The following is a 20,284-nucleotide window of genomic DNA, read 5'->3' on the forward strand; positions in this document are numbered from 1 at the left end:
GCCGCGCCGGAGCCACACCGTGAAGAAGACATCCGTCCTCCTGTCCTGGAGGCTGCCGCTGCTCCTGTCGCTGTGGGCGGCGCCCGCCGGGGCGCACTGGGGCATGCCCGACGAGGCGAGCAGCATCAGCGTGCGCCGCGGGCACGCGTCCGACTGGATCATGGGGGACTCCTCCGGCGCGCTCATCTCCCGTGACGAGGGGACGACCTGGCGGTGGATCTGCCCGGAGGGCATGGGCATCGCCATCTGGCGTCCGGAGCGCTACTTCTGGCTGTCCGGCGGGGCCATCCTGGCCGCCACGGGGAGCGCGCTGATCCGCTCCGACGACAGCGGCTGCACCTGGACGGCGCACGGATATTTCAAGGACACGTGGGTCACGAGCCTGGCGGTGCACCCGGTGGACGAGCGCTTCCTGTACGTCAGCACGGGGCGGCCGTCCCAGAGCAACGGGCTGTTCCGCTCCGAGGACGGCGGCGAGTCCTGGGTCCAGGCGCTGGCGCCGACCCCGGGCTCCCAGTTCTCCGCCATCCGCGTCGCCGCGTCGGATCCACTGCGCATCTACGCGTCGGGCCAGGACGCGGAGGGGCAGTTCCTTACGCGCAGCGACGACGGCGGGCGCGTGTGGACGCGGCTGCCCCAGCCGCTCACCGCGTTGAAGCTCCCGTATGACCTGGTGCTGCTGCGCGTGAGCGACGCCTCCCCGGACGTGCTGTGGGCGAAGGTCTCCGCCCAGGGGCACGACTGGCTGCTCAAGAGCACGGACGGCGGCGCCACTCTGACGCCGGTGATGGACACCTACGAGCGCATCGGCAGCGTGGAGGCCTCCCCGGACGGGCGCACGGTGTGGGTCTCCACGACGACGCATCTCTTCCGGGGACAGGACGACGGGCCCTTCACGGAGCTGGCGGAGCCGAACGGGAACGCCTGCGCGCTGAAGCGGGACGGGACGCTCTATGGCTGTGGCCCGGGCTGGACGGGCGGCTGGGCGCTCGCGAAGAGCGCGGACGACGGCACGACCTGGGACCCGATGTTCAAGCTGGGCGACGTGCAGGGCGCGCACCTGTGTCCCGCATCTACGCCCGTGCAGCAGCGGTGCCCGGCCCTGTGGCCGCAGCTGGCGCAGCTCTACGGCGCGGGTCCGGATGGTGGGGTGGGGCCCACGCCGGACGCCGGCCCCTCCGAGCCGCCGGTGACGCCTCCGGCTTCGGATGGCTGCGCGGCGGCGCCGGGGCTGGTGCCGGGCGCGCTCCTGGTGCTCGCGACGGCGTGGGCGCGCCGGTCCCGGCGGGGGGCGTCGGCGCGGAGCCAGAGGTCATGACGACCGGCCTGTTTCGTACGGGGTGCGCCATCAGGGCGTGCGCCTGGCTGCTGACGATGGGCGTGCTCGGGGCCTGTGGGGAGACGGACCCGGGGCCGCTCCAGGTGCCGGAGCTGGAGTACGGCGTCGAAGCGCCGTGGCCGGTGTCCTCACCGCTGCCGCCCGTGGGGCCCGCGGGGCGGCTGATCATCACCAACAACCTGGAGGACACCCTCAGCCTGCTGGACCTGGGCGGGATGGAGTCGCCCACGTGGGGAGAGTTGGCCCGCGTCCCGGTGGGCCTCAACCCGGTGGAGCTGGAGGGGCCGCACCACACGGCCGTCTCGCCGGAGAACGACTTCTATTACGTGGGCATCTCCAACTACGTGCCGGGCTCCGGCTCCGGACCGCACGGGACGCATGGTTCGGGGAAGGCGGACGGCTACTGCCTCAAGCTGGATGCGGCCACCCACGCCGTCGTGGGGTCCGCGCGCGTGGATCCCAACCCGGGTGACGTCATCCTCAGCGCGGACGGGCGGACGCTCTTCCAGACTCACTTCGACCTCTTGAAGATCGCGGAGGTGGCCCGGCGGGGAGGCACGGAGGCGGAGATGGATTCGCGGATGGCCATCCTCGACGCGCGGACGATGACGCGCACGGCGATGGTGCCCGTCTGTCCCGCGCCCCACGCCGTGCGCCTGTCGCTGGACGGACGCCGCGCCTACGTCGCCTGCTGGTCCGACGAGGTGGCCATCGTCGACCTGGAGCAGGCGGACCGCCCGGTGCGGCGCGTGAAGGTGGCGGCCAACGCAGGAACGGCCGTGCGGCCCCTCCACCAGCCCTATGCGCTCACGGTGTCGCCCACGACGGGGGCGGTGTGGGTCAGCTCGCTCGCGAGCCGCGCGGTGCAGTACCTGGATCCGGTGACGCTCACGATGGATCCCCAGCGCACGGTGTATCTGCCGGGCGCGCCGATGTTCGGGGTCTTCACGTCCGACGGGCGCACGCTCTACATGCCGTACCAGTCGGTGGACTCCATCGCCGTCATCGATCCAGCCCATCCGGAGGCGGTGCCCGGGGAGATTCCGCTGGCGTCCAGCGGCTGCCTCAACGTGCACCAGCTGATGCTGACGCCAGACGAGCGTTACGCGCTCGCGGTCTGCGAAGGGGACCACGTGGGGCCGGGCACGCTCCACGTCGTGTCGCTGGAGGAGCGGCGGGTGGTGAAGACGGTCCAGGTGGGACTCTTCCCGGACTCGGTGGCGCTGCTGCGGAGCCGGCCATGAGGTGGGGGTGGATGCTGGGCCTGCTGCTGGCGGGCTGTGGCGGCGCGACGCCCGCGGCGGAGTACGGTGAGGCGCTGTTCCAGGATGCCCGGTTGTCGGACAGCCAGTTCAACAGCTTCTCCTGCGCGACCTGCCACGCGACGAGCGCCACGCCCGAACCGGACCGCATGCTCGCGGGCTACCCGCTGGAGAACGTGGCGTTCCGTCAGACGTGGTGGGGCGGCTACGAGACGGACCTGCTGGGCGCGGTGAACTTCTGCTACCTGAGCTTCATGCGCGGCGTGTCCCCTCTCACGCGGGAGGACCCCAAGGCGCGGGCCCTCTACGAGTACCTGGTGCGGATCAGCCCGGACACGGACGCGCCCGCGTTGCCCTTCACGGTGGTGAAGGACATCCAGGACGTGCCGCCCGGTGACCCCGGACGGGGAGGCGCCGTGTACCGCGCCGCCTGCCAGACGTGCCACGGGGCCACGCACACCGGGGAGGGACGGCTGACGTCGTTCGCGTCGGTGTTGCCGGAGGTGACGGACGACTACGACTCGCTCTTCCCCGGCACTCCCCGGCGGCTGGTGGTCATCGAGAAGCTGCGTCATGGCAGCTTCTTCGCCGTCGGCGGCACCATGCCGCTCTACAGCCGCGAGGCCCTGTCGGACGAGGACCTGTCGGCGGTGCTCGCCTTCCTGGGGTTGTGACTCAGGCCCAGAGTTCCTGCTCCAGCGAGTCGAGCAGCGCCGCCGCGACCTCGGGAGAAGGCAGTCCGGCGTCGGCGACGAGCTTCGGGTCGAGCGGCACGGCCACCTCCTCGCGCAGCACCGCGACGGCCTGCCGCCGGGCCTCTTGAAGGGAGGCGCGCTGTTCGGTGGACAGGTGGGGCATGGCCCACGCGTCGATGTCCCACGACAGGCCCGCGTGCCGCGTTTCATCCTCGGCGATGCGCACCATGGCCTCGCGGATCTCCGGGTCCTTCGCGTGCAGGGCCTGGTGGTGCGCCACCAACGCGCCGTACGTCTCTCGCACGCAGCCCTCGACGGCGTTGTCGAGGAGCACCTCGTCCAGCGGACGCAGCGGCAGGTCCGTAACGGCGGGAGGCAAGGGCGTAGCGCCGAAGCGAAGGGCGAGGCGGGCGGTGACGCCGGTGTGCCGCACCTCTTCCGCCGCGCTGGCGAGCGCCGCGTCCTGCAGCTCAGGGCTCGCTCCATGCAGGGCCAGCTCCTCGCGCAGGCGCAGGAAGGCATGGATGGACGCGGCCTCCAGCCGGGCCGAGTCCGCGAAGTAACGGCCCCGTGCGTCCTCGCAGCCGCCCGCGCGCGCATCCTGGAGCCCCACGGGCCTCCGGCCGATGCTGCAAAGGGGGGAGCCCTCCTCGAGGACGGTGCGCTGCTGCTCGGTGAGCTCACCCGTGGCCGTGATGCCCAGCAGGTGCTGCGTCAGCCTTGTGCCCTCGCCACAGGCATATCCCTGGGTGCCGATGACGCTGAACGTGCCATCTGGCAAGGCCCGTACCTTGCCGTGCCTGTCTCCGGTCCACCCGCACAGCGAATAGCCCGAGGCGAAGGCCAGGAGCGCCGCCTCCTGCGGGGTGTCGATGCGGCCGAGGAGCGCCCTGACGGCCTCGGCGTTCGCGAAGGCCGCCACCTTGTCCCCTCGGGTCATGGCCAGGAAGTCGTCGGCGCAGCCCTCGGGGAAGACGCAGGTCTGCGGAAAGCCCTGCTGGATCTCCAGCGTGTCGAGCCGTGCCTGACAGTCCTGCGGGTCGGTGGCCGTCGCGCAGGCTTCTCCCTCCGAGGTCCGGACGTGCAGCGCGGGAAGGCCGAACGGCGGAGTCCTCAGGTAGATGGCGCGGAGCTGGACCGAGTCAGGCGGCGGCTCGATGGTCAGGTCGCTGATGGCAGGAGCGCCGTTCACGCACTCGACGTCCGAGTGCTGGCTCACATCGATGGGCTCCGGCTTCGCCGGTGGGGGCTCCACGACGACGGGCTCCCTTCCACACCCCACGAGCAGCAGCGGCGTGGCCAGGGAGGTGCGCAGCGCGCGGGAGAAGAGAAATCGCAGCCGGTCCACGTTCATGAGCCCCTCGAAGTCAATCCGCGAGCCCCAAGCTCGCGGCGTTTGGACACGCGAGCCCGAAAGCTTGGGACATCAGGCCCAGAGTTCCTGCTCCAGCGAGTCCAGCAGTGCAAGGCTCACCGCCGGTGAAGGCAGGCCCGCCTCGGCGGTCAGGCGCGCGTCGAGAGGGACGGCCACCTCCGCGCGGAGTTCCGCGACGGCCTGCCGCCGGGCCTCGCGAAGCCAGGCCTGTTCCTCGGTGGACAGGTGGGGCATGGCCCACGCGTCAATGTCCCACGACAGGCCTGCGTGCCGGGTCTCATCCTCGGCGATGCGGACCATGGCCTCGCGGATCTCCGGATCCTCCGCGTGCAAGGCCTGATGGTGGGCCAGCAGCGCGCTGTAGGTCTCCCGCACGCAGCCCTCCACGGCGTTGTCGAGCAGCACCTCACGCAAGGGCCTCGGAGGCACGTCGGCCACGGAGGGCAGGGGAGGGACGGCCCCGAAGCGACGCGCCAGCCGGGTGGTGACCTCCGCGTGCCGGACCTCATCCGCCGCGCTGGCGAGCGCCGCGTCCTGCAAGGCCTGACCCGCACCGTGCAGGGCCAGCTCCTCGCGCAGGCGGAGGAAGGCATGGATGGAGGCGGCCTCCAGCCGGGCTGCACGCGCGAACCAGGCGCCGCGGGCGTCCTCGCAGGAGCCCTGGGCCAGGGGCTCCTGGAGCCCCACGGGCCTTCTGCCGGGGTAGCAGCCGCTGTCGCCATACTTGACGATGATGGGTTCGTATTTGACGACCTCTCCCGATGAGGAGACCCGCACCGGAACCCGGGCCGTCCAGGTCCCCTCACCACAGGCATGGCCATCCTGCACCAGGACGGTGAAACCCTCGTCGGGGTTGACGCCGACCGCCGGGGGGAACTCGGAGGGTGAGCAGACGTCGTGGCCCGCCGCGAATGCCAGGAGGGCGGCCTCCTGTGCCCGGTCGATGGTGCCCAGCAGCTGCCTGAGGGATTCCATCGTGTTGTAGGTCCTCACCTCGTCGCCGCGGGTGGTCACCACGTAATAGGCAGTGCAACTGCCCATGAATAAGCCAGCACAAACAGGTTGAAAGCCGTCCTCGCCTCCGTCCTGCGCCTCGAGCGTCTTGAGGCAGGCCTCCTTGTTGACGGCCGTCTCGCAAGCTTCTCCCGTGGCGAAGACGGGCAGGAAGCCCGGGAATCGCTTCCACTCGATGGTGCTCCGAAAGCTTCCGTTGAGCGGCCGGCGTTGCGCGAGGTTGGTGAAGAGCCTCCAACGGTACGAGTACCGCCTCCATTCGACGAAGTCCGGCGCGGGCACCATCCAGGCCCTGTCGATTTCGGGGACGCCGTCAACGTAGGAATATCCCTCTCTTGTAGGCGCCTCCACGCACCGGATCCGGCGGTAATTCGTCGCCAGCTTGCCAACGGGGGCGTCGGGCTTCACGACCCGTTCGCCGTGGCAACCGGCAATGACAAGCGGTGTGGCCAGCGATGCCTTCAAAGCCTTGACGAACAGGTGCCGCAATCGCTCCACGTTCAAAGGAGACCCCCTTGGTGTGAACCCTATCAGGCTGCTCCGGGGCCGTGGCCCGCGAAAGGCAGACGGGCGATGCACGCCATCCAGCGCGCACCGCCCGTGGGGCCTTCAGGGGGAATCCGTGAGGCCTTACGCCCCCGCGTACTTGCGGCGGAACTCGTGGATCTCCGCCAGCCGGAACGTGCCCGGCTCCGGAGCAATCGCCTCCGGCGCGTCGTAGGGCAGGTTCATCAGCCGCTCGTACTCCTCCACCGACACGCGCTCGCGCTTCGCCAGCACCGTGTCCAGGTCCGCGCGGGCCATGCGCTCCGCCGCCTTCTCACCCACGACGCCGGAGAAGAACTCCGCGCAGGAACCGCTGCCGTAGGACAGGAGGCCGATGCGCTGGCCCGCCAGCGCCGCGCCCTCCGCGTGCAGCTGGCCCGCGAGCGCCAGGTACAGCGACGCCGTGTAGACGTTGCCCACCCGCGCGTTCAACCCCAGCGACTTCGCCACCTGCGCGTCGTAGCTGGCCTGCGACTTCGCCGCCTCGTCGCGCGCCTCCGGCGTGGCCGGCCCGCTGCTGGAGTCCTCCAGGTCGCACAGCCGCACCTGCGCGTGCGCCTTGCGGGCCATCTTGCAGAAGGGCACGTGGTACAGGATGCGCGCGAGCTGCTCGCTGGGCAGCTTCGAATCCCACCGCACCAGCCCCTGCTCAATGGCGCGCTCGCGCCAGCCCCGGTACGCGCCCGCCATGGCGTCCAGGTAGCAGGTGATGGAGTAGTGCCCGTCCACCAGGGCCTCGCGCCGTCCCACTGGCCGCCAGAAGTCGTACACGTCCGCGGTGCTCACGCCGTTGAGCCCCACGTCCACCGCCAGCAGGTCCGGCGTCTCCGACACCAGCAGCGCCACCGCGCCGCCGCCCTGGGTGGGCTCGCCCGCCGTCTTCAGGCCGTAGCGCGCGATGTCCGTGCACACCACCAGCGCGGAGCGGCCCGCGCCGGCACCGGAGGCGATCCACTCCACCGCCGCCATCAGGCCCGCCGTGCCGCCGTAGCACGCGTGCTGCGAGTCGAACGTGCGCATGGCGCGCGGCAGCTTCAGGAGGCCGTGCACGTGCGACGCGATGGGCTTCGAGTGGTCCACGCCCGTCTCGGTGCCCACCACCAGCATGCCCAGCTTGGACGTGTCCACGCCCTGCTGCTGGATGAGCCGCGCGGCCGCCGTGGCCGCCAGCGACACGGAGTCCTCGCCCGGGTCGTTGACCGCCATCTCCTTCGCGCCCAGGCCCGCGGTGAACTTCGCCGGGTCCACGCCGCGCGCCCGCGCCAGGTCCTCGATGTCCACGTACCGCCGGGGGACCGCCACCGCCAGCGCTTCGATTCCAACCCGCTTCTTCATGGGGAGCTCCTCAAGTCAAAAGGTCGCGAATCCAATGGCCTCACGCCGCCGGCGGCACCAGCACCAGCCGGCCCGCCACTTCCCGGTTCTCCAGCCGGAAGTGCGCGCGGCCCGCTTCCGCCAGCGCCACCTCCTCCGACACGAAGGGGCGGATGAGGCCCTTGGCCGTCAACCGCAGCGACTCGTCCAGCTCCTCGCGCGTCGTCGCGTACGCGCCCAGGATCTCCAGCTCCTTCACGATGACCAGGCCCGGGTTGAGGTTCACCACCCCCGACTCCAGGTTGCCCACCACCACCACGCGTCCGCCCGGCGCCATGGCCTTGAGCGTCTGGTCGAAGGTGGCGCTGCCGACGATCTCCACCGCCACGTCCACGCCCTGGCCCTGCGTGCGCTTGCGCGCCTCCGAGCCGAAGTCCAGGCCGCGCGAGACAATCACCTCGTCCGCGCCGGCCTCCTTCAGCGCCGCCACCTTCGCCTCGCCGGACGTGATGGCGATGACGCGCGCCCCGTCCACCTTCGCCAGCTGCACCGCGGCCAGGCCCACGCCGCCGCTGGCGCCCGTAATCAGCACCGTCTCACCGGCCTTCACCTTCGCCCGCGTGCGCAGCGTGTGGACGGCCGTGCCCAGCGTGCAGCACACCGTCGCGGCCACCGCCCAGGGCAGGTCGGACGGCACGCGGCCCAGGCCTCGCACCGGGGCCACCATGAACTGCGCGTAGCCGCCCTGGAGCTCCTCGCCGAAGAAGCGGTTGTCCGTCTTGCACAGGCTGTTGCGGCCGGAGAGGCACAGCGCGCACTCGCCGCAGGACATGCGCTGCAGCGTCGCGGCGCGGTCGCCCACCTTCCAGCCCACCGTGTCCGGACCGACTTCCACCACCTCGCCCGCGGCCTCGTGCCCCAGGATGGCGGGCACGTGCGTGCGGGGCAGGTTGCCGCGGCGGTTGATGACGTCGTGGTAGCAGACGCCGCACGCGTGGACCTTCAGCAGCACCTCGCCCTTGCCCGGCCGGGGAACCGGCACGGTCTCCAGACGCAGGTTCTCTGCACTTCCGAACTGGCGAAGAACGACAGCTTCCATGCGGTGCCTCTTTTCCGTATTGCGCCAAAGGGTGGGGAAGACGTCTCAGCCGCCGACGAGCGCGTCGCGCAGGTTGCGGGGGTCCAGCGCGCGGATGGCGGACACCGTGCGCGCGTCCGGAAGCGAGGTGACGGGCAGGGTGTCCGGCACCGTGAACTCGAAGCCGGTGCGCTCGGCAATGCCGTCCACCGTCGCCCAGGGGTGACGCGACAGCAGCTTCGCTCCGCGCGGCCCGCCCAGTTCGTACGTGCCCAGGTCGGAGATGAGCCGCACCGGACGGCTGGGGTCGCGCGTCGTCGCCACCTGCACCTGCGGGACGAGGTTGCGGCGCGACTGCCGGGGCACCAGCAGCACGGGGTTCTTCACCCACTGGCGCAGCGTGGCCGCGCCCGCGACACCGGGGAACTTGGCCCGGGGCTTCTCCAGGCTGCCCGACGCCGTCATGTTCGTGCGGCCCGCCGGATCCACCTCCGCCGCGCCGAAGAAGACCGTGTCCACCCGGCCGCGCCGAGCGTGGTCGAAGAGGTCCGCGATGCTCACCTCCGCGGACCGGCCGTCCAGGTAGCGCAGGTCCTCCGAGGACGGGTACAGCTCCGGCAGCACGGGGTCCAGGGAGCCCACGCATGCCAGGTACGTCAGGCCCGGCGCGTGCGTGGCCCGGGCCACCGCGATGGCCAGGATGACCAGCGGCGACGCCACCCCCGTGGCCACCACCGAGCCGTCTTCAATCTCCCGCGCCAGCAGCGACACCACCGTCTCCGCGGGCGTCGCGTCCACCGTCGTCGTCGTCATGCCGCGCTCCGCGTCGCGCGCAGCGACATGAGGAAGCCCTTCGCGTCGCCCGCCTCCGCCGCGGCCAGGTAGGCCGCCAGCATCGCGTCGTCATGCGGGTACTGGCCCACGCAGCCCGTGGGCAGCGCGCCGCCGGGGGCGAGCACCACGCGCTCCACCTGGAAGGCGGGGATGGTGACGCGCGCCAGCCTGGGCACGCGCTCCTCCACCGTGGCGATGATGCGCTTCGCGGCGCCCGCGACGAGCAGGTCCGTGGTGGGGTCCTCGATGAAGAGGTTGCCCTTGTCGTCCGCCGCCCGCGCGTGGATGAGCGCCACGTCCGGGTAGTAGGCGGGCTCCACCGGCACGCGGCGGCCCGTGAAGGGATCCTCCACCGTGCGCGGCGCGTCCACCTCCGCCAGCTCCGACACGTCCGCGTCCGGCGCGGGGATGAACGGCAGCCCCATGGACGCCGCGCGCAGCCGCTGCACCACGCGGTAGCCGTCGTGCTCGCGCCATTCAATCCCGCCCGCCTCGATGGCCCGCTTGAGGCAGGGCAGGGGCCGCACGCGGTTGTCCAGCACCAGCGCGCCGAAGGGCAGCTCCACGCGCTTCAAGCACCCGCCCGCCACCAGGAACTCCGCCGGCAGCGGGTTGGGCAGGGAGATGAGCTGCAGGTCGCGCTTCTCCTGCGCCACCAGCTCCAGCACCAGCGCCATGGGCGCGCGGCCCAGCATGAACCCGCCGGCCGCGAGCGACGCGCCGTCCGGGATGGAGGCCACCGCCTCCGACAGGGAACTCCACCGGGCGCGGTTCACTGGGGCTCCCCTCCGGACCCGGAAGCGGAACCGGCGCGCGGCACCATGCGCAGCGCGGGCGCGTCGTCAGTCGAAGGGGCGGCGGCGGAGGCACCGAGCGTGGCGCCGGGGAAGAGCAGCTCCACCATGCCGTCGGCGATCTGCTCCTCGGAGAGGCGCCCGTCCGGCTTGAACCACTTGTAGACCCACAGGATCATGCCCAGGAACGAGAAGGCCGCGACGGTAGGGTCCACCACGCCGCGCAGGCGGCCCAGGCGGTTGGCCTCCGCGAACGCGTCCTCCAGGAAGCGCACGTAGCGCTTCTTGCGCCGGTCGATGTACTCGCGCGCCTCGCCGGTGAGCGTGGCGTGCTCGTGGAGGATGATGATGACCTCCTTGCTGCGGCCGCTCGTCACCAGGTGGATGTTGTGCCGCATGCACTGGCGCAGCCGCTCCACCGGATCCGCCACGTCCTGCACGGGGCCGAGCACCTGCTCCTCGAACACGTCCATGCCGTAGTTCATGATGGCGAAGAGCAGCTGCTCCTTGTTCTGGATGTGGTGGTAGAGCCCCGCCTTGGTCATCCGGCACGCGGCGGCGATCTCCTGCATCGACGTGCCCTCGTAGCCGCGCTCGCAGATGAGCCGCGCCGCCGTCTCCAGGATGGTCCGGTACCGCTCGCCCTCGTCCGGTTTGCGCCCCGTGGGTGTCATGCGTGCCTTCCCTCTCCGGCCTGCCTGCTCCTGCCGGACCTGAATCCACCTACCGACCGGTAGGTCACTTCGCCTACCGACCGGTAGGTAGCATTCCCCAACGCGGTCCGTCAACGGGCAAGCACCGGAGGGCAGGTGGGATAAAAGCTATTGGAAACAAGGACTTGGACCCACCCAACGGGTTAGGTTGGGGCCGTCCATGCGGTCCACGCTCCTGCCCATCCTCCTGTTGTGCGCCGCGCTGGCGAGCGTGGGGGTGGGGGTCTGGACACTCGTGAAGCGCAGCCGGACCACCCTGGTGGAGCAGTTCGCGGGGGACCGGCAGAAGCAGCTGGACGAGGCCGTGGGCGGCGTCACGGACTCGCTGGAGGAGGTGGGCAAGAACCTGCGCTTCGCCGGGGAGCTGATGTCCCAGCCGGGGAGCCTGCCGGAGCACCGGCGGGAGCTGCGCGCGCTGCTGGAGGCGGTGGGCCAGTACAAGGCCATCGCGGCGTACGACGGCGACGGCGCGGAGCGGCTCCTGCTGCTGGACCGAAAGCCGGACGCGCAGGTGTCGCGCGAGGGGCTGGTGGCGGAGATGGCGGGCACGGCGCGCCGGGCGTTGCAGCGTCCGCCGGGGGACCTCACCACGTCGCCCATCCTGGACGCGGCCAACGGCGGCTGGCTGCGCATCCTGGCCACGGCGCTGCCCGCGACGGACGGCAAGCCCGAGGGCGCGGTGGCGGTGCTGGTGGACACGGAGTCCTTCTTCGCGCCGCTGCGCATCGTCACGTCGGACCTGGAGGCGCGGCTCTTGCTCGTGGGCACGCACGGCCAGCCCACGCCCGCGAGCGACCCGGGCCTGGCGGAGTGGTTCCGCCGCGCGAGCCAGAAGGACGCCGGCGTGCCCGGCTTCGCGTTCCTCGTGTCGCGGCTGAAGGCCGGCGCGCGCGGCATGCTGCCCCTGTCCGAACAGGAGGCGGAGCGGCTGGGGCTGGGGCGCGCGGAGGTGGTGGCCGTCTACACGCCCATCCGCATGCGCGGCGGCAGCCACTGGGCGGTGGCGACGCTGGTGTCCACCGCGGCGCTGCGTTCGCACGAGCAGTCGCTGGTGGTGCGGCTCTTGGGCGCGGGCGCGCTGGTGGCGTTCTTCCTGGTGGCCTTCGCGGTGTACGTGGTGCTGGCGCGGCGCCGCGCGGTGGCGCTCCGGGAGAGCCGCCGGCACGCGGCCCAGCTCGCCGCGCTCCATGACCGGACGCGGAAGATCCTGGACCACATCCCCACGGGCGTCCTCGCGCTCACGGCGGACGGGCGCATCAACGCCGTCAACCAGGCCCTGCGCTCGCGCGTGCCTGGCAACGTGACGGGAGCGCCGCTGACGGCCGCGTTCCCCGGGGCGCCGGCGCCGGTGGTGGAGCGGCTGTCGGCGCTGGTGGCGTCCGCGCGGCAGGAGGACCGGCCGCTGAGCCTGCTGGGCGAACCGCTGGCGCTCTTTGGCGAGGAGGGCACGTACAACCTGCACGCGGTGCCGCTCACGGCGGAGGATCCGAAGGAGGAGGCGCGCGTGCTGCTGGTGGTGGAGGACCTGAGCGACGTGCGCGCGCTGGAGACGCAGCTGTTGCGCGCGGAGAAGATGGCCACGGTGGGCGTGCTGGCCGCGGGCATCGCGCATGAGATCGGCACGCCGCTGGGCGTGGTGCGCGGCCGGGCGGAGTACGTGCAGGGGAAGCTGGGGCCCTCGCACCCGCAGGGGCCGGGGCTGGGCGTCATCGTGGAGCAGATCGACCGGGTGAGCCGCACGCTGCGCCAGCTCCTGGACTTCTCCCGCCTGCAGCCCGCGATGGTGCGGCCGGTGGCGCTGGGGCCGCTCGTGAAGAGCGTGCATGAGCTGCTCCAGGTGGAGGCGGAGCGGCGGCGGGTGAGCCTGAGCGTGGACGTGCCGGAGTCGGTGCCCGCGCTGGCGGCGGACGCGGATCAGCTCCAGCAGGTGCTGATCAACCTCGCGCTCAACGCATGTGACGCGTGCAGCGAGGGCGGGAAGGTGGAGGTCTCCGCCTCCGCGCTGGCGGGGCCGGAGGAGGGGACCTGGGGCCTGGTCGCGCTCACCGTGCGCGACGACGGGTGCGGGATTCCGAAGGAGCGCCTCAACCAGGTGTTCGACCCGTTCTTCACGACGAAGAAGCGCGGCCAGGGCACCGGGTTGGGGTTGACGATGGTGGCCCACGTCGTGCGCAACCACGGCGGCCGGGTGGAACTGGAGAGCACGCCGGGACAGGGCACCCGCGTCACCGTGCTGTGGCCGGTGGCCCGCGCCGTCCCAGGGGAACGCCATGCCGAGCGACTTGCCATCTGACGCCCGCATCCTCGTGGTGGACGACCACGTGGAGATGGGGCGCATGCTCCAGGAGCCGCTGGCCGACGCGGGCTGGACGGTGGACCTGGCCACGGGCGGCCAGGAGGCGCTGGGCCTCATCCGCTCGCGCGTATACGACGCGGTGCTCACCGACCTGCGCATGGAGAAGGTGGACGGGCTGGACGTGCTGGACGCCGCGCGCGCGGTGGATCCGGAGCTGCCCGTGCTCTTGATGACGGCCTTCGGCGGCGTGGAGAGCGCGGTGGAGGCGATGCGCCGGGGCGCGTACCACTACTTCACCAAGCCCTTCCGCCTGGACGAGGTGCGGCTGTACCTGGGCCGCGCGTTGGAGGACCGCCGGCTGCGCGCGGAGCACCGGGCGCTGAAGCAGGCGTCGCAGGAGCGCTCCGGGCTGGGCGCGCTGGTGGGCAGGAGCGCGCCCATGCGCGGGCTGTACGAGCTCATCGACCGGGTGGCGCACGCGGCGGCCCCGGTGCTGCTGCGGGGTGAGAGCGGCAGCGGCAAGGAGCTGGTGGCCCGCGCGCTGCACTTCGAGGGCCCGCGCGCGCCAGGACCCTTCGTGGCCGTCAACTGCACCGCGCTGCCAGGGCCGCTGCTGGAGAGCGAGCTGTTCGGCCATGTGAAGGGCGCCTTCACCGGGGCCACGTCCGTGCGGCGCGGCCTGTTCGTGGAGGCCCACGGCGGCACGCTGTTCCTGGACGAGATTGGCGACATGCCCACGGAGCTCCAGGCGCGGCTCTTGCGCGTGCTGGAGGACGGCGAGGTGCGCGCGGTGGGCTCGGACGCCAGCCGCACGGTGGACGTGCGCGTGGTGGCGGCCACGCACCAGGACCTGGAGGCGCGCGTGCGGGAAGGGCGCTTCCGCGCGGACCTCTTCTACCGACTCAACGTCGTGACGCTGCGGGTGCCTTCGCTGAAGGAGCGCCGCGAGGACATCCCGCAGCTGGTGGAGCACTTCACCGCCCGCTCCCGGGCGCGCAACCCGCGCTCGCGCGTGACGTCGCTGTCACCGGAGGTGGTGGCCGCGCTGGGCGCCATGCCCTGGCCGGGCAACGTGCGCGAGCTGGAGAACCTGGTGGAGCGGCTGGTGGTGCTCGTCCCCCGGGAGACGGTGACGCTGGAGGACCTGCGGCCCCACGCGCCGGTGCCGGAGCCGGAGACCCCGCTCGCCCAGGCGCAGGAGGGCGTGTGGACCCTGCGCAAGCTGGAGGGGGAGTACATCCACTGGATGGTCCAGCACTGCGGCGGGAACAAGACCCGCGCCGCGGAGCTGCTGGGCATCGATGTGTCCACCATCCACCGTCGCGAGCGGGAGCGGTAGAGGGCCGGCGTGGCAATCCGCCACGGGGGGCTGGCGGATTGCCACGGTCCACTGGCGATCACTCCCAGGCCCCGGGGGGCGGTGGTCCAGGCATGTTGCTTGCTGTGACGTGGGGCCGTGACGCCCCTGCGCACAACCCGGGCCTTGCTGCTCGGTGCGGATGAGTCCCTGGCATCGTTGCTGGCGGACGTGCTGGGCGACCTGGGCATCGCCCTGTTCCTGGACGCGGGGGACGCGGCCCGGCCGGACCTGGTGCTGGCGCACGTGGAGCGCGGTGAGGCCATCCTCCCGGTGCTGACGCGCGCGCGGGCCTGCGCCGCCGCCGCGCCCGTCGTGGTCCTGCTTCCCTTCGCGGACGAGCGCCTGGTGTCACGCGCCCTGTGTCAGGGGGCCCGGGCATGTTTCGCGCTGGGCCGTCCGCTCGATGAGCTTCGCGCCCTCCTGCGCTCGCACTTTCCCTCCTTGGAGACCACCCATGGGTGAACCGATGGCCGTCGTCACGGTGCTGCGTCCCGTTGTCCCCCTGCGCGATGTGGAGCGCCGCCCGGTGGCCGTGCCGGAGCCGGTGGTGGCTCCGGTGTCGGACGCGGGGGAGCCCTCCCTCTTCCAGGCGGGCCAGGTCCGCGTCACCCGCGACCGGCTGGTCGTGGGCGGGCAGGCCTGGGCGCTGCGCGACGTGCTCCAGGTGGAGACCGCGCGCCGCACCCCGAAGGTGTGGCCCTACCTGCTCGCGGTGGGCCTGGGGGCGGTGCTGGGGCTGCCGCTGTTGTCCTGGCTGTCCGTCAGCGTCACGGCATTCCGCGGGGCCTACGAGGCGGGGCTCGTCTTCACCGCCCTGGGCTTCTTCGCGTCCATGGCCGCGCTGCTCGTGGTGGAGGACACCTACTACCTGGTGCTGGGGCTGCCGGGCGGCGCGCGCCGCGTCTTCGGCAGCCACGACGCCCAGCTCATCGCGCGGCTTGCGGGGACGGTGCGGGCCGCGTGTCCCCGGCCGTGAGCTGCTCGCGCACCTGCGAGACGAGCTCGAAGGAGCGCAGCCGCGCGGCGTGGTCGTAGATCTGCGCGGTCACCATCATCTCGTCGACCCCGGTCTGGTCGAGCAGGGACTGGAGCCCCTCGCGCACGCTGGCCGGCGAGCCCACCACGGTGCACGCCAGCATGTGCTCGATCTCCGCCAGCTCCATCTCGTTGAGCTGGCCGTCCAGGCTGTCCACCGGCGGCAGGAGCGGACCCGGCCGGCCCCGGCGCAGGTTGAGGAAGGCCTGGAGCAGTGACGTGAAGAGTCGCTGGGCCTCCTTGTCCGTGTCCGCGGCGAAGACGTTGACGCCAATCATCGCGTACGGCTTCTGGAGCACGTCCGACGGGCGGAACTGCGTGCGGTACAGGTGCAGCGCGCTCATCATCTGCGCGGGCGCGAAGTGCGACGCGAAGGCGAAGGGCAGGCCCAGGGCCGCGGCCAGCTGCGCGCTGTAGGTGCTGGAGCCCAGCAGCCACAGGGGCACGTGCAGGCCCGCGCCCGGCACCGCGCGCACGGCCTGCCCCGGCGTGGGGTCCTTGAAGTAGTTCTGCAGCTCCACCACGTCCTGCGGGAAGCTGTCCGCGCCCAGCCCCCTGCGCAGCGCGGCGGAGGTGCGTTGATCCGTCCCCGGCGCGCGCCCCAGGCCCAGGTCGATGCGGCCAGGGTAGAGCGTCTCCAGCGTGCCGAACTGCTCCGCGATGACGAGCGGGGCGTGGTTGGGCAGCATGACGCCGCCCGCGCCCACGCGGATCCGCTTCGTGCCCCCCGCCACGTACCCGATGACCACCGATGTGGCCGCGCTGGCGATGCCCGTCATGTTGTGGTGCTCGGCCAGCCAGAAGCGCTGGTAGCCCCAGTCCTCCGCGTGGCGGGCCAGGTCCAGGCTGTTGCGCAGGGCGAGGCCGGGATCGCCCCCGGAGATGACGGGGGACAGGTCGAGGACGGAGAAGGGGATCATCGTGGGGGACCCTCGCGCCAGGGGGCGGAAAGCCCTTCGATAGCCAGGGCCTCCAGGGTTTTCACGGCATTGACGCACCGCCCGGGCGCTCGGGCCCTCCCTTCTGCCAGGCAGGGGCACTCCCACCCATCAGCCCGGCTTGCTGCCAGGGCGCGCCCGGGGGCCGAGGCCGCTCAACTGGTCCGACAGTAGGACCAGTTCGCCCGAGCCCGAGGCCGCTCAACTGGTCCGACAGTAGGACCAGTGCGCCCGGGGCCGGCCGAGGCCGCTCAACTGGTCCGACAGTAGGACCAGTTCGCCCGAGGCCGTGCCCGGGAGTGGGTCAGTCGTGAGAGGGGGCGGCTTTGCGCTCTGGCTTCACCCGGGTCAGGGCGGCCTGCGCGCGGGCTAGGGTGTCATGCGGATCCTCCTCGCCCTGCACCGTCACGGCGATGGACACGCAGCCGGGCTGGCCGGGCCGGTCGTGGAGCTGCTGGCGCACGGCCTCCGCGACCACGGCGTCCGCCCCGGGCAGCGCGAGCAGGAAGGTGTCCCCCGTCCATCGCACCGCGAAGCCCGGGGGAGGGCAGAGCGCCTCCGCGCGCCGGGCCAGCTCCCGCAGCGCGCCGTCGCCCGCGTCGAAGCCGCGCGCGCGGTTGAGGGCGCCCAGCTCCACCAGGTCCACCAGCACCAGGCTGACGGGTAGCCCTTCACGGCGGCAGCGGCCAATCTCCTTGGCCAGCCGCTCCTCGCCCGCCCGCCGTGTGTCCAGCCCCGTGAGCGCGTCCTGGCGCAGCAGCCGCTCGCGCGTGCCCATCAGGTCGGAGCCGATGCCCAGGTCCAGCAGCGACAGCAGCTGCGCGACGCCGCCGGGCACCAGGAAGGGGCGCGCCACCCAGCGCACCACGCGCGGCCGGGGCCGCTCCAGCGACAGCGTCAGGTGCAGCCCGCGCGAAGCCTCCGCCGCCAGGTCCAGCTGCCGCAGCGTGCCGCCCGGGTCCGCGGTCAGGTTCGCGACGTGCTGGCACAGCGAGTCGAAGGCCATGCCCGACAGCCGGTCCTCTGGCAGCCCCAGCAGCTCCGCCAGCGCCGCGTTGGCCGCGAACGGCTTGCGGCCCGGGGCCACCACCAGCACCGGCACGTCCAGGGCGCTCACGGCCTCGCGCACCAGCGCCAGCGCCGCCGCCTCCGTGAGCGCGGGCTCCGGCGCGCGCTGGACGCGCGCTGGGACGGGGCGCGGCCGGTTGGGCGCGGTGGCGCGCTCCAGGTTCTCCGCCACGCGGTTCGCCAGCTCGCGCAGGGCCGCCAGGTCCTCCGGGCCCAGCATCAGCGGACGCGTGTCGATGACGCACAGCGAGCCCAGCACGTCGCCCGTGGCGGTGACGAGCGGCGCGCCCGCGTAGCTGCCGACGATGCCGTCGCGCACCAGCGGGTTGTCCCGGAACACCGGGTGGCGCGTGGCGTCCGGCACCACCATGGCCTCGCGGCCCTGCACCACGTGGTGGCAGAAGGCCCAGTCGCGCGGCGTGCCGCGTTCCTTCGCGAGCGCGGCGGGCAGCCCCACGTGCGCCTTGAACCACTGGCGGTCGCCCAGCACCAGCGTCAGCAGCGCGACGGGCACCCCGAAGGCCTGCGCTACCTCCGCCACCAGCTCCTGCAGCTCCGAGTCGGGAGGCCCCGCGTCCACCAGCTCCAGCTCGTCGATGCGCGCAAGCCGGCGCTTCTCCTCGTCGCCGGTGGACTCCATCAACATGCTGCCCGCGAGCTGGCCCGCGAGCGCGCGCCGCACGCCGTCGCGCATCGCCTCCGGACCCGCGCGCCGGCTGAGCAGCGCGTGGATGCCGAGCGCGTCCTTGAGCTGCCACGCGCGCACGCGCAGCTCGTCGAACGCCGTCACCACCATCACCGCCGTGCCGCTCGCATCCGGGCGGCCCCGCAGCCACGCGAGCAGCGCGAACCCGTCCACCCTCGGCAGCGCCAGGTCCGTCACCAGCAGCGTGGGGGCGCCGCGCTGGCGCACCAGCTCCTGCGCCTCCGCGCCATCCCGCGCGGTCGTGCCCTCCAGCCCCTCCTGCTGCGCGAGCGCGAGCAACGCCGCGGCACGGTGACGATCCGGTTCGGCGATGAGCGCGTAGCGAGGCATGGCGGTCCTTTCATGGTGCCACGCCTGTCACGCCCGCGTACCCTGGCCCTTTGTCCAGGGGCGCGGCGCCAGGCCGTGGGCCGTTCAGGCGAAGCGCTGGAGGATTTCCACGAGCTCCGCCGCGTTCGTTCAAGGCTGGGGCTCACCCGGCGCGGTCCGTGAAGCCTCCCGGCCCGGTCCTGCCTCGGGCTCTCCGTCAAGTGAGGCGGGGGCCTCGCGAGGGAACCGGCCGAACAGGCGCTTGAGTGCGCCGCTCTGCCGCTGCAGGTCCGCGGTGCGCGCGACGGCCTCCGTCAGCGTCACCAGGACTGCCCCCACCACCGCGGGCAAGAGCGGCACGACCCAGCCTGGGTCCGCCAGGAGCCAGCCCACGAAGGCCGCGTGCGCGGCGAGCAGCAGCGCCGCCTGGCCCACCACCGCGCCCAGGCTCCGCGCGCGGCGCCTCCGCCACAGCAGCAGGCCCAGCACCAGCGCCGTCTCCACCGTGCCCAGCAGCTCCGCGGGGCCCGTGGACCGCAGCACCCGGCCGGTGCGCAGGTTGTCCATCGCGAAGGCGTGGATCTCCACACCCGGCACCGCGAGCTGGCCGGGCAGGGTGCTCTGGCCGTGCAGCCCCGTGGCGGTGACGCCCACGAACACGGTCTTCCCCCGGAGCGCCAGGTCCAGCCCCACGGAGGACGGGCCCGCGGCCAGCACGTCCGCCAGGCTCACACGCGGCAGCCAGTCCGGCGCGGGCAGCCGCATCAGGGGCGCCCCGTCGTCGGTGGACGCCACGCGCAAGAGCGGCTCCGAGCGCTCCGGCCACAGCCGCAGCGCCGTCGCCAGCGCGAGCGAGGGCCACGCCTTGCCGTCCACCCGCACGGCGTAGGGATAGCGCCGGATGACGCCGTCCGAGTCCAGCAGCACGTTCAGCGTCCCGCTGCTCCAGGCCGCCAGCCGCAGCGGGGCCAGGTTCGTGGACAGGCCCCTCGCGCCCAGGCGCAGCCGGTCCGCGTCCAGGGGCACCGGCGTCAGCGGGTCTCCCCGCGCGGGCAGGCCCCCGGCGTCCTCCGTCAGCGCCATGCTGCCCAGGATGACGGTGCCCAGCCCGGAGAAGGCCTCCGTGAGCCGCGCGTCGCCATCCCGCGCGTACAGCCGCGCCTCCAGGTCGCTGGCCAGCGAGGCGCCCTCGGGCGTCCGGGTGAGGCCCGACGTGCGCAGGCGCTCCAACACGTCCTCGCCCAGGTCCAGCGCGTCGCGGGACTCCGGCGCGTCGAAGAGGACGTCCACCACCACCGCATTGGGACGGTACGCCGCCAGCGCCTGGAAGGCCTTCGCCCAGGTGGCGCGCGACAGCGGCCAGCGCTCCCCCAGCGCCGCGAGCGCCCGGTCATCCACCTCCACCAGCACCAGGTCGGCGGTGGGGGGCAGCGGCGGCAGCAGCCGGCTCACCGCGAAGTCATACAGGGCCCGCTCGCCCGGGCCCGGCGCGCCGCCCGTCAACGCCGTGCCCACCGCGAGCAGCAGGCCCACGCCCACGCCCAGCCCCCGCGGCAGGGCGGGGGAGGACAGCAGCGAGGACCTGGGACCGCGAGCAGGCAGCGTCAT

Annotated in this window: 17 protein-coding genes; 7 read left to right on the forward strand and 10 right to left on the reverse strand. The window is 72.7% G+C overall.

All coding sequences use genetic code 11. The features are described from left to right. Window positions 1–19: 19 nt before the first annotated feature. From AABA78_RS28825 to AABA78_RS28835, 3 genes are read left to right on the forward strand one after another with little or no spacing between them, the layout of a single operon-like run. The gene (locus AABA78_RS28825; protein WP_338267865.1) at window positions 20–1,318 is read left to right on the forward strand and encodes a hypothetical protein; all 1,299 of its coding nucleotides are present in this window, start codon (window positions 20–22) and stop codon (window positions 1,316–1,318) included. Next, complete coding sequence (locus tag AABA78_RS28830; RefSeq protein WP_338267867.1) at window positions 1,315–2,583, forward strand: YncE family protein; 1,269 nt, start codon at window positions 1,315–1,317, stop codon at window positions 2,581–2,583. Before AABA78_RS28825 ends, AABA78_RS28830 begins: the two co-directional genes overlap by 4 nt. Further along, the gene (locus AABA78_RS28835; RefSeq protein WP_338267869.1) at window positions 2,580–3,275 is read left to right on the forward strand and encodes a c-type cytochrome; all 696 of its coding nucleotides are present in this window, start codon (window positions 2,580–2,582) and stop codon (window positions 3,273–3,275) included. Before AABA78_RS28830 ends, AABA78_RS28835 begins: the two co-directional genes overlap by 4 nt. A gap of 1 nt (window position 3,276) precedes the next feature. Here AABA78_RS28835 and AABA78_RS28840 read toward each other — a convergent pair whose 3' ends face one another. The 7 genes from AABA78_RS28840 to AABA78_RS28870 all read right to left on the reverse strand — a co-directional run bounded on the left by AABA78_RS28840 (window position 3,277) and on the right by AABA78_RS28870 (window position 10,925). Beyond that, window positions 3,277–4,650: a ferritin-like domain-containing protein gene (locus AABA78_RS28840; RefSeq protein WP_338267871.1), complete on the reverse strand. Its 1,374-nt coding sequence runs from the start codon at window positions 4,648–4,650 to the stop codon at window positions 3,277–3,279. Window positions 4,651–4,722: 72 nt separating this feature from the next. Continuing rightward, entirely contained in the window at window positions 4,723–6,093 is a 1,371-nt protein-coding gene (locus AABA78_RS28845) for a ferritin-like domain-containing protein (protein ID WP_338267874.1), read from the reverse strand. A gap of 222 nt (window positions 6,094–6,315) precedes the next feature. Beyond that, window positions 6,316–7,566, reverse strand: coding sequence for a hydroxymethylglutaryl-CoA synthase family protein (locus AABA78_RS28850; RefSeq protein ID WP_338267876.1), 1,251 nt, complete (start codon window positions 7,564–7,566; stop codon window positions 6,316–6,318). Window positions 7,567–7,606: 40 nt separating this feature from the next. After that, window positions 7,607–8,644: a zinc-binding dehydrogenase gene (locus tag AABA78_RS28855; protein ID WP_338267878.1), complete on the reverse strand. Its 1,038-nt coding sequence runs from the start codon at window positions 8,642–8,644 to the stop codon at window positions 7,607–7,609. A 45-nt stretch (window positions 8,645–8,689) separates the two neighbouring features. Beyond that, window positions 8,690–9,436 (reverse strand): CoA-transferase subunit beta, encoded by a 747-nt coding sequence (locus AABA78_RS28860; RefSeq protein ID WP_338267879.1) that lies wholly within the window; start codon window positions 9,434–9,436, stop codon window positions 8,690–8,692. Next, complete coding sequence (locus AABA78_RS28865; RefSeq protein WP_338267881.1) at window positions 9,433–10,233, reverse strand: CoA transferase subunit A; 801 nt, start codon at window positions 10,231–10,233, stop codon at window positions 9,433–9,435. Before AABA78_RS28865 ends, AABA78_RS28860 begins: the two co-directional genes overlap by 4 nt. Beyond that, window positions 10,230–10,925 carry a TetR/AcrR family transcriptional regulator gene (locus tag AABA78_RS28870; protein WP_338267883.1) on the reverse strand — a complete coding sequence of 232 codons (696 nt, stop codon included), beginning with the start codon at window positions 10,923–10,925 and terminating at the stop codon, window positions 10,230–10,232. The genes AABA78_RS28865 and AABA78_RS28870 overlap by 4 nt, the downstream gene beginning before the upstream one ends. A 199-nt stretch (window positions 10,926–11,124) precedes the next feature. Here AABA78_RS28870 and AABA78_RS28875 point away from each other — a divergent pair, with 199 nt between their 5' ends. From AABA78_RS28875 to AABA78_RS28890, 4 genes are all read left to right on the forward strand, one after another. After that, on the forward strand, window positions 11,125–13,257 hold the full coding sequence (locus AABA78_RS28875; protein WP_338267885.1) for a two-component system sensor histidine kinase NtrB: 2,133 nt from the start codon (window positions 11,125–11,127) through the stop codon (window positions 13,255–13,257). Next, window positions 13,235–14,599: a sigma-54-dependent transcriptional regulator gene (locus AABA78_RS28880; protein ID WP_370469488.1), complete on the forward strand. Its 1,365-nt coding sequence runs from the start codon at window positions 13,235–13,237 to the stop codon at window positions 14,597–14,599. Before AABA78_RS28875 ends, AABA78_RS28880 begins: the two co-directional genes overlap by 23 nt. A gap of 117 nt (window positions 14,600–14,716) precedes the next feature. Next, window positions 14,717–15,082 carry a DNA-binding response regulator gene (locus AABA78_RS28885; RefSeq protein WP_338267888.1) on the forward strand — a complete coding sequence of 122 codons (366 nt, stop codon included), beginning with the start codon at window positions 14,717–14,719 and terminating at the stop codon, window positions 15,080–15,082. Continuing rightward, entirely contained in the window at window positions 15,075–15,596 is a 522-nt protein-coding gene (locus tag AABA78_RS28890; RefSeq protein WP_338267889.1) for a DUF6232 family protein, read from the forward strand. Before AABA78_RS28885 ends, AABA78_RS28890 begins: the two co-directional genes overlap by 8 nt. Here AABA78_RS28890 and AABA78_RS28895 read toward each other — a convergent pair. The 3 genes from AABA78_RS28895 to AABA78_RS28905 all read right to left on the reverse strand — a co-directional run bounded on the left by AABA78_RS28895 (window position 15,547) and on the right by AABA78_RS28905 (window position 20,284). Then, entirely contained in the window at window positions 15,547–16,575 is a 1,029-nt protein-coding gene (locus AABA78_RS28895) for an LLM class flavin-dependent oxidoreductase (protein ID WP_338267891.1), read from the reverse strand. The two genes, AABA78_RS28890 and AABA78_RS28895, sit on opposite strands and share 50 nt — an antisense overlap. Before the next feature lie 322 nt (window positions 16,576–16,897). After that, entirely contained in the window at window positions 16,898–18,697 is a 1,800-nt protein-coding gene (locus AABA78_RS28900) for a GGDEF domain-containing response regulator (protein WP_338267893.1), read from the reverse strand. Between the two features lie 129 nt (window positions 18,698–18,826). Beyond that, window positions 18,827–20,284 (reverse strand): CHASE2 domain-containing protein, encoded by a 1,458-nt coding sequence (locus AABA78_RS28905; protein ID WP_338267895.1) that lies wholly within the window; start codon window positions 20,282–20,284, stop codon window positions 18,827–18,829.

The sequence above is a fragment of the Corallococcus caeni genome (assembly GCF_036245865.1).
In the GTDB taxonomy this organism is placed as follows: Bacteria; Myxococcota; Myxococcia; order Myxococcales; family Myxococcaceae; genus Corallococcus; species Corallococcus caeni.

Excerpts from the sequence above, each read along its gene's own strand:
- AABA78_RS28840 (WP_338267871.1), bottom strand. The coding sequence starts at position 4,650 with ATGAACGTGGACCGGCTGCGATTTCTCTTCTCCCGCGCGCTGCGCACC.
- AABA78_RS28895 (WP_338267891.1), bottom strand. The coding sequence starts at position 16,575 with ATGATCCCCTTCTCCGTCCTCGACCTGTCCCCCGTCATCTCCGGGGGC.
- AABA78_RS28830 (WP_338267867.1), top strand. The coding sequence starts at position 1,315 with ATGACGACCGGCCTGTTTCGTACGGGGTGCGCCATCAGGGCGTGCGCC.
- AABA78_RS28860 (WP_338267879.1), bottom strand. The coding sequence starts at position 9,436 with ATGACGACGACGACGGTGGACGCGACGCCCGCGGAGACGGTGGTGTCG.
- AABA78_RS28835 (WP_338267869.1), top strand. The coding sequence starts at position 2,580 with ATGAGGTGGGGGTGGATGCTGGGCCTGCTGCTGGCGGGCTGTGGCGGC.
- AABA78_RS28870 (WP_338267883.1), bottom strand. The coding sequence starts at position 10,925 with ATGACACCCACGGGGCGCAAACCGGACGAGGGCGAGCGGTACCGGACC.
- AABA78_RS28900 (WP_338267893.1), bottom strand. The coding sequence starts at position 18,697 with ATGCCTCGCTACGCGCTCATCGCCGAACCGGATCGTCACCGTGCCGCG.
- AABA78_RS28850 (WP_338267876.1), bottom strand. The coding sequence starts at position 7,566 with ATGAAGAAGCGGGTTGGAATCGAAGCGCTGGCGGTGGCGGTCCCCCGG.
- AABA78_RS28875 (WP_338267885.1), top strand. The coding sequence starts at position 11,125 with ATGCGGTCCACGCTCCTGCCCATCCTCCTGTTGTGCGCCGCGCTGGCG.
- AABA78_RS28905 (WP_338267895.1), bottom strand. The coding sequence starts at position 20,284 with ATGACGCTGCCTGCTCGCGGTCCCAGGTCCTCGCTGCTGTCCTCCCCC.
- AABA78_RS28890 (WP_338267889.1), top strand. The coding sequence starts at position 15,075 with ATGGGTGAACCGATGGCCGTCGTCACGGTGCTGCGTCCCGTTGTCCCC.
- AABA78_RS28855 (WP_338267878.1), bottom strand. The coding sequence starts at position 8,644 with ATGGAAGCTGTCGTTCTTCGCCAGTTCGGAAGTGCAGAGAACCTGCGT.
- AABA78_RS28880 (WP_370469488.1), top strand. The coding sequence starts at position 13,235 with ATGCCGAGCGACTTGCCATCTGACGCCCGCATCCTCGTGGTGGACGAC.